Origin of the sequence: Caldicellulosiruptor naganoensis, from assembly GCF_026914285.1 — a bacterium.
Classification (GTDB): domain Bacteria; phylum Bacillota; class Thermoanaerobacteria; order Caldicellulosiruptorales; family Caldicellulosiruptoraceae; genus Caldicellulosiruptor; species Caldicellulosiruptor naganoensis.
This window is the reverse complement of the sequence record NZ_CP113864.1, coordinates 479,125-491,869: the sequence shown is the minus strand read 5'-3', so window position 1 is coordinate 491,869 and position 12,745 is coordinate 479,125. Positions and strand designations below refer to the sequence as shown.

At 34.4% G+C, this 12,745-nt stretch carries 8 protein-coding genes and 1 pseudogene; 4 read left to right on the top strand and 5 right to left on the bottom strand.

Translation table 11 applies throughout. The annotated features are described in order from the left end of the window. Positions 1-133 precede the first annotated feature (133 nt). Both pulA and OTJ99_RS02250 read right to left on the bottom strand, forming a co-directional pair. Positions 134-3,544: a type I pullulanase gene (pulA, locus tag OTJ99_RS02255; protein WP_045165406.1), complete on the bottom strand. Its 3,411-nt coding sequence runs from the start codon at positions 3,542-3,544 to the stop codon at positions 134-136. 476 nt (positions 3,545-4,020) lie between these two features. Then, the gene (locus tag OTJ99_RS02250) at positions 4,021-4,197 is read right to left on the bottom strand and encodes an HTH domain-containing protein (protein ID WP_045165407.1); all 177 of its coding nucleotides are present in this window, start codon (positions 4,195-4,197) and stop codon (positions 4,021-4,023) included. 321 nt (positions 4,198-4,518) lie between these two features. Between OTJ99_RS02250 and OTJ99_RS02245 the strand changes: the two genes are divergently transcribed. The 3 genes and pseudogenes from OTJ99_RS02245 to OTJ99_RS12975 all read left to right on the top strand — a co-directional run. Further along, positions 4,519-5,082, top strand: a complete 564-nt coding sequence (locus OTJ99_RS02245; protein ID WP_235374664.1) for an arginase family protein — start codon at positions 4,519-4,521, stop codon at positions 5,080-5,082. A 129-nt stretch (positions 5,083-5,211) separates the two neighbouring features. After that, positions 5,212-5,637, top strand: coding sequence for a helix-turn-helix domain-containing protein (locus tag OTJ99_RS02240; RefSeq protein WP_045165409.1), 426 nt, complete (start codon positions 5,212-5,214; stop codon positions 5,635-5,637). Then, a pseudogene (locus OTJ99_RS12975) lies at positions 5,630-5,914 on the top strand (MFS transporter); the annotation flags it as partial. The gene OTJ99_RS02240 and the pseudogene OTJ99_RS12975, both read left to right, overlap by 8 nt. 80 nt (positions 5,915-5,994) lie before the next feature. Here the strand turns inward: OTJ99_RS12975 and OTJ99_RS02230 are convergent. Next, on the bottom strand, positions 5,995-7,698 hold the full coding sequence (locus OTJ99_RS02230; RefSeq protein WP_045164485.1) for an IS1634 family transposase: 1,704 nt from the start codon (positions 7,696-7,698) through the stop codon (positions 5,995-5,997). A 270-nt stretch (positions 7,699-7,968) separates the two neighbouring features. Here OTJ99_RS02230 and OTJ99_RS02225 point away from each other — a divergent pair, with 270 nt between their 5' ends. Further along, positions 7,969-9,189: an MFS transporter gene (locus tag OTJ99_RS02225; protein ID WP_045165411.1), complete on the top strand. Its 1,221-nt coding sequence runs from the start codon at positions 7,969-7,971 to the stop codon at positions 9,187-9,189. A gap of 65 nt (positions 9,190-9,254) precedes the next feature. Here OTJ99_RS02225 and OTJ99_RS02220 read toward each other — a convergent pair whose 3' ends face one another. After that, on the bottom strand, positions 9,255-10,895 hold the full coding sequence (locus tag OTJ99_RS02220; RefSeq protein WP_045165412.1) for a response regulator transcription factor: 1,641 nt from the start codon (positions 10,893-10,895) through the stop codon (positions 9,255-9,257). A 17-nt stretch (positions 10,896-10,912) separates the two neighbouring features. Continuing rightward, complete coding sequence (locus tag OTJ99_RS02215; protein WP_045165413.1) at positions 10,913-12,745, bottom strand: sensor histidine kinase; 1,833 nt, start codon at positions 12,743-12,745, stop codon at positions 10,913-10,915.

Here is a 12,745-nt window from a genome sequence, read left to right as displayed (position 1 = left end):
TTTAAGATTCTTCTCATCCTTCTTTAGCCTCCTCTTTCCATTTTGGTTTTAGAGGATTAACACCCACCTTGCACACCTATCCATCTTTTAGAGCTTGGATGGTGCGCAAGGTGGGTAAGAATAACTCTTTGCCTTATTTATCAGCCCAGTTCAAAACCGTGTCGTTGACTGTCATCTTTCCGCCGCCTTCATCTGTAACTGTTAGTTTTCTGTTCTCTATCTCTTCTTTATTTGCACCTTTTTCAACTGTAGACCAGCTGCCTCTTGTGTATTTATATTCGAATGTTTCACCTGCGTTAAGTTTTACGGTCACAGTATATGTTCCGTCTTGCAATCTTACAAGTTCTATTGCTCCATCCTTATCACCTGGATTCCAGTCAGAAAGTCCAGCCTTACCAAACGAACCTGCCAAGTAGATAACATCATCATCTGTTCCAGCCGGTACTTTAACATTGAAAGTAACGGCAACATTACCTGTTCCGTAAACCTTTGGTGTTAATACAGCCTGACTTGTCTCAATAGATACAGGGTCTTTGCCGGTGACCATTGTATATCCTTGCGGGAATGTGCTGCTCTTATAAGCCACAAACATTGAAATCGGTGCAACAACAGCTTTTCCTGATACATAGTTTGTGTAGTTCTTAATCGGTGCTGTTCCAACCTCATCACCGTTTGCAACAACAACCCAGTTTCCTTCTGGTAATGTTATCTCTTGAGCCTTCTTTGTGGAGTTATATACAACTATAATGTCACTCCATGTATCTTTCGGATATGTTAGTCTGTATCCTAATGTTCCTTTAGGTGTTGGGATAAATGTCAAGTACTTTTTGATATCCTCAGCTGTTGGCATCCTGAAAGCTGGATGAGCTTTTCTTAATGCAATTAGCCCCTGATAGTACTTGAAAGTATTGTACCACTTTACTTTCAAATTCCAGTCATATTTGTTAATTTTATCGCCTGCATTGTATGAGTTATGATTCATATATTTTGTTCTGTTGAATTCAACACCGCCGTGTAAGAACGGAACACCCTGTGCTGTCAAAACGATTGCATTTGCAAGTCTGCCCATTTTATCCTTGATGTAATCTGGTTCGTTCGGAACACTCTTTTGAAGTTTATCCCACAAAGTCAAGTTATCATGTGCAGATACATAGTTGATACATTCATCCGGGTCTGTTGCAAAATCTCCAAGTCCACCTTGAATACCTCTCTTTAAATCTTCAAGTCTAAATGAGTAGTTCCCTTGCATAAATCCTCTAGACTCATTGTCAAGATTGCCTCTGATTGCCTCTCTAATCCTGTCATTAAATAGTCCAATGTGAAGCCCTGCTTGGTTGAATGAACCTATTTCCATTCTCAGTGACGGGTCAAGTGGCGATGATCCTGCCATCCAGCCTTCGCCGTAGATTACTGCTGATGGATTTATCTTCCTTATTTCTTCCTGTGCTTTTGCCATAGTAACTCTGTCTATTGCAGCCATTAAGTCAAATCTGAAACCATCTATATGATATTCTTTCGTGAGGTACACCAACGTATCAATTATAAACTTTCTGACCATTGGTTTTTCGGTTGCAATTTCATTGCCACAACCTGATGCATTTGAGTAGTTACCATCTTTGTCTTTTCTGTAGAAGTATCCTGGTACTATCTTGTCGAATATTGAAAACTTAGCGTCTCCTATCTGGAATGTGTGGTTAAATACAACGTCTTGAATAACACCTATCCCTGCCTTGTGTAGAGCCATAACCATCTGTTTGTACTCTTTAATCCTTGCAATTGTATTTGGATTTGTAGCATATGAACCTTCAACATTCTGATATAAAACAGGATCATATCCCCAGTTATAGCTTTTGTCAGGATTCGTCTCATCTACCGAACCAAAGTCATATGTTGGAAGCAAATGAACATGTGTTATGCCAAGTTCTTTCAAATGGTCAATACCTGTTTTTACGCCATTCGGCCCTTTTGTCCCTGTTTGAGTAAATCCTAAGTACTTACCTCTGTACTCAGGCCTTACACCACTTGAAGCATCTATTGTAAAGTCTCTGACATGCGTCTCATAAATTATTGCATCTTCTTGGTTTTCAAGCTTTATAAATGTATCCTTTTCCCAACCAACTGGATTTGTATCTTTTGGATCAAAGATTAAAGTTCTTTCAGAGTTTGCCGAAGTTGCCCTTGAATATGGGTCTGGCACAACATATTTTCTGATCGTATCGTCGGTTATAGAGTTAGAAGCATGCCAAACTTCATATTGGTAGTATTTCCCTTTCAAATCTCCATTTATCTTAAGATACCATGTTCCGTTGACAGACTGCTCCATTTCATACTCTTTATACTTGGTAGTTTTATAATCATCATAGAGCCTTAGTATAACTCCAATTGCTGTCGGTGCCCACAGTCTGAATGTTGAATAAGCCTTAGTATATGTGCATCCCAAATCGTTACCTTTATAGTAATACTTTGGATTGTCTAATATGTTTCTTGCCTGAGCAATTGTAGATTTAAAACCGTCTTTAGAAACAACATATGGTACCTGCGGCTCAAGTTCTTCTTCAGTTGTAATCTTAAAAGTATCAACTTTTGTTATCTTCTCATTACCTGTGTAAAGCTCCTCAATTACCTTGTCATTCCCCATTCCATCTGGATACCACTTTGCAGATGTACCATCCCATGATGTGAACTTGAACTTAGCACCAATGTTTACACCGTCTTTGCCAAGCTCTTTTACAAGCTCATAGTATCCTTTCTGCGGATTCCATGTCATTTTCCATTCAGGAAGTGGTTTATATTTTCCTTCGGAAGAAGCTGTCCCGCCCCAGTCGTTCATCGTTCCAGAAACGTATACATCAAGTTTACCGGTTGTATCTGTAAACTTAAAATCACCTGCACCTGGTTTTAAGATAAATCTTACCTTTGTTCCGCCATCAATTAGCTCATAACCAGCTTCTTCTGGTTTGAAATTCTTATTTACCTTTGGCAAGACAGGCTCAACTTTTTTGATAGGAATTTCTTCATAAAATGCCGTAACTTTGAACCCTTGAGTTTTGTTATTTGGAAGAATATCTGCTTTCTTCGCAAGCTTTACAACGATTGTATTAAGTCCATCAATGAAAGCTGTCATCTTAGGAGTTTTTTGAGGCTGGGATGTGTAGATTTGCTCTTCTCCTTCAATTAGCCAAACCTCTTTTGTTCCGTTGATGTTAGAGATGAATCTGTCAAATGCAACATCTTTTGCTTCCCAATTGCCCTTTCTTACGATAATACCCACTTTAGTTATTTTGCCAGGAAGCTCTACAACTGCTTTCATACCAAAGTCATCTTTAGAAGTAAACTCATACGCTTTCCCTTCTGCCCCAACTGGCTCAACAGGCCAAATCCACAGGTTCCAGCCTTGATAATCTTCGTTGTAGCGGTAGTAGTGAATGATAAGAGTTGTTTTTTCATCTGCAGCAAAAATTGAAAGTGGCAAAATGATTGAAACTAAAAAGCTCAAAACAATTAAAACTGACATCAAACGTTTGCTTAAATTAGCTTTAATCATTAACATAAACCTCCTTTAAATTGGATTAAAAACAATGAAAGCTAAGATTAAATTAGGCTTTACACATAAGTTAAAATTGACAATGAAAAAATTTTTAAGAGGCTAAAAGTTTATGCAAATGTTTGCTTGGCTTTGTTTTGATTATATAATTTTTGATGAAAATTGTCAATATGCTGCAGATTGTATATTTTAGTCGCTCAAATTTGTGAATAATATACAAAAATAAATAGAGTTATTCAAAAATAATAATTTTGAATAATAACCAATATCAAACATTTGTGTGTATTGAAAGGTGATATTAAATTATGCATTAAAAAAAAAGAAGGCCGCTTGACATTTCGCCCAACCCTCTATACATCAATACCTTCTATATTACAAGTACCCTAATTTAAGGGAGTTTCTTCATTTTGTTGTAATTTTCTTTGCACCTTCACTCAAAGGTTTTCCCGCCTTTTTTTAAAGTTTTTCGAATACTCTCATTTTGCCTGATAATAACAGCGCTTTGGCGACTCTATCAAACCTTCATTTTTAAGATCTTTTATTGCCTTTTCAATTTCTTTTCTATCAAGCCCTGTTTTTTCAACAATGTCTTGGATTTTCAAAGGTTGGTCAGAGCTTTTTAGCGCCTGTAACACAATTTCTTTTGAATCCATCTTGCTTTCTCCCCTTTCACACTTTTAAAATGTTAATTCTTTTTTTTCACTGTTTCAGTAAATATATTACCACTATTTCTTGGATTTCTAACAGTAAGGAAAAAAGATTAGCAAAGAATGATATAATCTTAAGTTGAAAGCAGCAATACACAAAACTAAGAAGGAGATGATGAGCAATTGAAATGCTTATTGTCTTCTTCTTATATGTTAATGTTTGACAATTATTATTCCTTTCAGCCAAGACTCAAAAGCTTATGTAAAACAGTTGATCTTAGCAATATAAGATCAACAAGATATATGTGTTCAAAAAGTACTCTAATAATGATTTCTGAGAGAATTAAAAATATAAAAAATTCGTTGTGTTTTCTTGGTTCAGGTGACTTTCATCATTTTTCATTGGTGCTTCTCAAAAACATTTCTCAAAAAATCTCTTTAATCGTCTTTGATAAGCACATTGACTACTCAAACTTTTTTGAAGGATTTGTCAGCTGTGGATCGTGGTTAAAAGACGCATGTGAATTAGAAAATGTTGCTGAAGTCTTTGTACTTTCAGAGGAAAAAAAGAATGTTGAAAATCAAAAGCTAAAAACAATTTCACCCTTAGAATACAGAAAAATTCAGCCTCAATTTGATATTTACATAAGCATTGACAAAGATATTTTGAATTCTTCCTCTTTAAAAACAACATGGGACCAAGGAAGCTGCGATGTTGCCACCCTCTTTGATATTCTTTCTTACCTTGGCTCTAAATATACAATAATCGGCGCTGATGTTTGCGGAGAACCACCTGTCAATTTCTTTTCGCCTGAGCACAAGAAAAGTGAAGATATTAACTTGAGATTACTAAATTTTTTCACATCAAGTTCACAACTTTTAGCTGGATGAGAAACATCTCCTCTATTTTTTTTGCACCTTTTCTTGGTGAAGATTATTTTGCATTGCAATTTAGATTCATTTAAACTATAATATAGCTATAAATTAACTGTAACTTAACTATAATTTGAGGTGATTTTGATGGAAAAAGAGGTTTTGAACTTTGAAGAGGCGGCTAAGTTTTTGGAGATATCAAGCAAGACATTTAATCAGCTTTTAAAGGATGAAGATATCCCCGCACGAAAGATCGGAAGAGAGTGGCGGTTTTCAAAAAAAGCCTTGCTTGAGTGGCTTGGGAAAGGCTCCTCAAGGGATTATTTCAAAAATCAAACTATTACACGGTTCGAAGAAGTAAAAAGTGGAAAAACTGAAAACTTAATCTCTCACGCAAAAGAGATACTCGACACAATTGCACAAGAAAAATCAATTACCATTGAAGACAAAAGATTTGAATTTCCTGATAACGTAGAGATGGAGGTAAAAATTAAAAAAAGAGTTGACACCATCAAGTTTGAGCTTGAATTTGAATGGCAGAACGAAGAAAAAGGAGATGAAGAGGATGAATAACAAGAATTCAAAAATTCAGGAAAAGAAAGTCTTTGGTATACCGTGGAATGCGTTCATATTTGGCTTTGTGAGCTTTTTAAACGACTTTTCAAGTGAGCTGACAATAAGAGCACTTCCTCTTTTTTTGAAAAATGTCCTGAACACAAAAACATCTATTATAGGGCTTATAGAAGGAGTGGCAGATTCAACTGCAACAATTTTAAAAATCTTCTCAGGGTATCTTTCTGACAAGTTAAATCAGCGAAAATGGCTTGTCACTTTGGGCTATGGCCTTTCTCTTGACTTTGTCAGTTTGAAGCTCAAAAAGCTTGGGAGGACTGGGATTGACAAAATATGGACCTCAATTTTGTCACTACATCATTTGCTAATACCAATAAATTCTAAGCCTTCCTCATATGTCATGAAGTTTTTTGGACCCTTTATCTTCATTACATTCAGTATATCTCCAGCTTCTCCCTCAATTTTTTGCTTTATCAAATATTTCTTCCCTTTTATCTCTATTTCAAAAAAGTTCATTGAATATATTGCTTCCATTATCCTTTCACTACTTATTCCTTTACCTTTTCTCCTCAAAATATATTCCAATGTCCTTTGCAGTAAAAATGCCAAAAAACATATCACAAAATGTCCTTTTATTCTGCTTTCTGTAAAGTGATATATCGGTCGCACTTCTAAACAGCTTTTCATTACTCTGAATGACTGTTCTATCTTCCATAAATCGTGATATGCTCCTAAAACCTCTTCTACATCCATATCCTTTTTGCTCGTTTGAATTGCATAATAACCGTCAAATTTCTCATCTCGTTTTATCGCTTCCTCATCCAATACATATTCTTCTGATTTTGATTTCTTCTTCAAATATTTCCTTGCACCTTTCTTTTCTAAGGCTGTTATGCTTCCTTTGTTCTCTAAAAGCTCTTTGGCTTTTCTTACCAATCTCTCTCTGTCTTCTTTGTCTTTCTTGGCTCTCTTGCTTGAATACGTTATTATCAAATTCTCTTCTATTTTGAACTCTTTACCCTCTTCATCCTTGACAATATTTGTTCTTTCCAATACCTTATATTTGAATTCATCACCATAAATTTCTTCAGCATTCAAACATCTTTTGCCATCAAGTCTTTTATATCCTTCTTCATTAAAAACTTCATCTAAAATTTCTTTACTTGCATTCTTTAATCTGCTTGCTACTATATAGTCGTACCCAGCTTCTTTTATCATCTTTAAATTTATTCTGCTGTTAAGCCCTTTGTCTGCTACTATTATTATCTTATCTATACTAAATTTTTCCTTCAGCTTCCTCAGTATCTTTACCATCGTCTTGCTATCTATCGTATTACCAGGAAAAAGTTCATACCCTATCGGTCTGCCTTCTTTGTCCACCAAAAGCCCTAATACAACTTGCACTTCATTTACCTTGTTGTCTTTGCTAAACCCAAAATTTTTAAGTTCATCCGCTCTACAACTCTCAAAGTATATTGTCGTCACATCATAAAACACTACATCAACTACCATCTTAAATAAGTCTTTATTTCTCTGATACAGGTATGTCTCTAAATCTTCTTTTACACTGTCAAGAAAATCTAAACACCTGTACAATTGATTCAAATCTATATCCTCTTCAAATCCAAAATATTTGCTTCTCTGATGATAAGTTCTTAGTTTGCTCATTGGCTCTATCAATCTCTGTATGGTCATTAAAAAACTTACTTTGTCTACATCAAATTTTATCTTTCTCTCTTTTGCTGCTTTCCCTTTTAAAAACTTATCAATTTCAAGCTCCTGCCATAACTTTCTGTATACAATGTATCCCCAGTTTTTTACAACTGCATCCGAAATATCTTCTTCAGATTCAATAGTAACAGCTTTTGCATTCTCAGTAGTTGTTTCAGCGACAATATCAGATAGTTTTTTTACAATGTTTTTAAAAGCGGGGTCATCTTTGAGAATATCAAGTCTACCAAAGTTAAATAGTACTCTTTGCTTTACTTTACCATTTTCACGGTAATTTTCGACTAACCTAACATACTGATAACCGCCAGCATTAGTAATTTTGACAAACATATGGCAACTCCTTGAAGATAGTTTGTTATATTGTACCACAAAATATTTAAAAAGTCAAGCAAATTCAGTATATATTAAGCTAAAATTTGTCCCTACATTTTTTAAAATTTTTTATTTTTCTCTTCTTGAAACCCGCATAAATTAAGACTTTGTTATTTTTTGTTAGCTCAAAAACACCTCTTAACTGACAAAGTCAAGAAAAAAGAGTTGACACCATCAAGTTTGAGCTTGAATTTGAATGGCAGAACGAAGAAAAAGGAGATGAAGAGGATGAATAACAAGAATTCAAAAATTCAGGAAAAGAAAGTCTTTGGTATACCGTGGAATGCGTTCATATTTGGCTTTGTGAGCTTTTTAAACGACTTTTCAAGTGAGCTGACAATAAGAGCACTTCCTCTTTTTTTGAAAAATGTCCTGAACACAAAAACATCTATTATAGGGCTTATAGAAGGAGTGGCAGATTCAACTGCAACAATTTTAAAAATCTTCTCAGGGTATCTTTCTGACAAGTTAAATCAGCGAAAATGGCTTGTCACTTTGGGCTATGGCCTTTCTGCAATTTCAAAACCGCTTTTGTACTTCGCAAACAACTGGGTATTTGTATTGATAATAAGGTTTCTCGACAGAGTGGGCAAGGGTATTAGAACATCTCCAAGAGATGCACTAATTGCAAACACCACAAAAAAAGAAGAGCTTGGAAAGGCGTTTGGTTTTAATAGAGCAATGGACCCGGCAGGTGCAATACTGGCACTTTTGGTAGGTTCTGTAGTTATCTATTTTTCTTCAAAAAATGCCATCAGACTCACAGATCATCTATTTAAGATTTTAGTTTTAATTTCAATCTTCCCAGTATTTATTGCCCTTTTTCTCATAGTTGCATTTGCTGTAGATGTTAAAAATGGAAGCAGCAGTGCAAACAAAGTGAACCTTTCTTTAAAAGGTTTTGACAAAAGATTTAAGCTGTATCTTCTCACAATTGCAATCTTCACACTTGGTAACTCTTCAGATGCGTTTTTGATACTTCAAGCTCAAAACAGAGGTTTGAGTATCTTAGAGATATTTTTGATGTTAGCGGCATTTAACTTTATCACCACAATCAGTGCATATCCTGCAGGACTTCTTTCAGATAGAATAAAACGTCAACATTTAATTGTCGCTGGCTGGATTGTGTATGCCTTGATTTACTTGGGCTTCGGCCTTGCAACAAAGACATATCAAATAGTTATATTGTACATTCTATACGGTCTATATTATGGTCTTACAGAAGGTGTTGAAAAGGCACTTGTTGCTGATTTAGTTGAGCCTGAAAAAAGAGGAACCGCTTATGGACTTTACAATGGTGCAGTTGGAATATTTGCATTTCCTGCAAGCTTGATAGCTGGATTTTTGTGGCAGTATATCTCACCTTCCGCACCGTTTATATTTGGTGCAGTCCTTGCAATTATTGCTTCTATATCTCTTTTGAAAGTGCTTAGCTTAAAAAGAGATTAAAAATGGTTAATCGAAAATTGATGACCTGGGGCCAGCTCAATATCAAAAGCTGTTGCCCCATTTTTCTATCCATTCAACCTTACATTCTTAAACTTTACTACTTCTTTGTACTCAGAGGGGCTATAACCTGTATATCGCTTAAATATCCTCGAAAAATAGTGAGGGTCCGGGATGCCCACTTTATCTGCCACCTCATATGTTTTCAAATCAGTTGTTGCAAGAAGCTCTTTAGCCTTCTCAATTCTGTATTCATTTATAAAATCAGAAAGGTTTTTTCCTGTTTCCTTTTTGAATAGTCTACTTAAGTATGAAGGACTTACAAAGAACTTTTCCGAAATCTCAGAAAGTGATATTTCATTGTAAGAGTAATTTGCCTTAATGTATTCAATCACCTTTTTAATTAAGCTGCCCATCTTGCTCTGGTTGTGCTTTTGTACCTCTTCGATTGTCTTTTGGATTGACATTTTAAGTACACCATTTAGCTCAGAAATACTTTTACATTTTAAAATCTCACTCAAAAACTCAATGTCTTGCAGCTTGTCTTCTTGTTCATATTGGCTTGAGCTTGACAAAACCTGAGCTTTTATCATGTTGATTTCAATTAACATAAGATAATATAGATTGAATATATATTGTTTGTCAACTTTTGATTTTTTTAATGTCTCTTCAAGTTCTGATAATAGTATATCTATATTTGAAATATTGCCATATCTTACATTTGAAATAATTTCATTTTTCAAATATTTTAATTTTTTATCATCAACATACACAAAAAGATGTGAAAGGTCTTTGTAATATATTATGTCTTCATTGTCAAAGTAAAACTTGTAGTTAATAGCATCAATGCACTCTTTGAATTTGTTTGGAAGCTCCACAATACCGTAACCCCATGTACTGACAACTAATGTTAGATCTATGTTAAAACATTCAATAGCTGCTTTTTTGAGTTGTTTTAAAAGTTCAAAAAACTCTAACTCCTCTTTTTTGGAAGGTTCACATTCAAAACTTACAACATAGACTGCTTGAGAATTGTTTAAGTATATTGTATATATGGAACAATCTTTATCAATAAAATCATTCAGTATATTAGAAACACCCAAAAGATACAAATGACTATTTGGTTTTTCGTTTTCTTCTTTTATTCCACATTCTGCCAAAATCATGACAAAGTTCTTTATATCAATTTTATATACTTCTGCCATTTGGACAATTTCATCTTCATTTGTAATCATCTCAAATATGACATTGAACAAAAAGTTTTCTCTCAAAATTGGCAATTTCTCTTGTAAAAGTCTATTTATCTTCTCAAGTTCTTCTATCATTGTTTTTTCCTTATTTATCTCGGCAATAGCTTTTTGAACAACATTTATTATATCTTCCACCTTTGTTGGCTTTAGCAAAAAATCAAATGCACCAAATTTTATGGCTCTTTGAGCATATTCAAATTCTCTGTAAGCCGTGAGAATAATAATCTTGCACTGAGGCAAAATGGCCTTTATTCTCTCAATTAGCTCAATTCCATCCATGTTAGGCATTCTGATGTCTGTAATGACTATGTCAGGCGTAAACTTTTTAATAAGCTCTAAGGCCTCTTCGCCAGTTGAAGCTTCGGCACAGATCTCACAGTCAAAATCTTTCCATCTAATTACATTTCTAATTCCCTTTCTTATAAGCATATCATCATCAACGATTAAAATCTTGTACATCTTTAAATCACACCTCTTTACAAGTATTCTAAGTTATCTTCATAGACTTTTTCTATTGCCTCAACCAAAATTTCTATCTTTATTGTGGTGCCCTTATTAGGCACACTCTCGATTGAAAAGTGAGCATTACTACCATATATCAATTTTAATCTCTTTACAACATTCAGAAGTCCAATTCTTGTGTATGATTTTTCTTCTTGGTCAAACTCAAGCTCATCTGCAAGACCATCACGAATTTTATTTAATTTTTCTGGATTCATCCCTATCCCGTCGTCTTTCACAATTATGTTGAGCTTTTCATCAAACACATAACATCCAATAAAAATCTTGCCTCTCCCTTTTGGTCTTATCCCATGAAAAACAGAGTTTTCTACAAGCGGTTGAATCAAGAGTTTTGGAATTCTAAACTTTAAAGCCTTTTTGTCTGCGTCAATCTCAAGTTTCAGATTTTCCTCTCCAAAGTTTATCTTTAAAATAGAAATGTACGAAGTTATGTATTTTAGCTCCTCTTCAAGAGGCAAGAATTTTTCTTCTTTCAAATTCACCTCTAAAAGTCTTGAGAGGGCTATCACAACATCACTAATTTGAGATACCCCGTTTAGCTGCGCAAGCCAGTTAATTGATTCTAATATGTTAAATAAAAAATGAGGATTGAGCTGACTTTGCAGCGCTTTTATTTCAGCTTCTTTTCTCGTTATTTGCTCTTTGTAGATAGAATTTATAAGATGATTTATCTTCTGCACCATGCTATTGAAGTTCTCAATTAAAAGCCCAAGCTCATCTTTTCTCTCAAGGTCATTTATTGTGGTATACTCCCCACTTCTTACTTTTTTTGTTGCCTCAACAATAGCCGAGATTGGTTTTAAAAAATCCATAGAGAGTAAAAGAGCTGTAGCAGACGTTATCATGAAAGATAAAAAGCAAAGGATAATTAACCATATGCGAAGTTTATCTATGTCTCTAAAAAGAACTTTTACAGGTATTGATGTTACAATATACCAATTTACTTCTTTTATTGGCAAGATATTTACAATAGACTCTTTCGAGGTATATGTAACAACGCCATTTTCGTTTTTTATACTATCGGTAAGCTTCATAACCTCTTGTTTGTTGAGCTGTCCTTTTGTACAAACGAAGGTGTTTTGACCAATGAGCGAAATTGCTTGACTTTTTTCTGCAACAAGCTCTGAAAATGTCTTTGTAAACAGTTCGGTATTTACCATAATTGCTAAAATTCCTTGAAATTTTAACGTCCTAGGATTATTAATGAGCCTTACAATAAGAACAACTGGGTTATTTTCGTTTTCACCATCGATATTTGCAACATACCATACAGGTTTTCCATCGCCGTTTGATGCTATGTGGTAGAGTCTCTCAAATGTAATGGCCAGTGGTACAATCTCATCAAGTCCCTTTTTCTGAGATGTGTTGTCAACTATACACAGTTTCTTGTCTTTTGTAAAAATTCCAATAGATTGTATATCGCGATGTCCTAAGATTATCTTTCTAAGTTTATTCGTAAATGAGGCAACATCGTCGTAATAGTCAATTTTTCTTTGGGCTTTTTCAAGTATATTATATAACTCACTTTGATACAATACATCTTGGGTAATCAGATTTAATTCATTTATTTTATCAACAATTCTCAATCTTGCAGTTTTTATAACATCAGAGGTGTAACCAATATACTTTTCGAAAATCAGGTCGGAAGAAATTCTAAAGCTTACAACACCTATCAGTATTATTGGAATAAAGATTTGAATATATGCAACTGCCAAAAATTTCTTGTCTATTGAAATGCTTCTGTAATATTTTAAAAATCTATCCAAAATTCCTTTACTTTTTCCCAT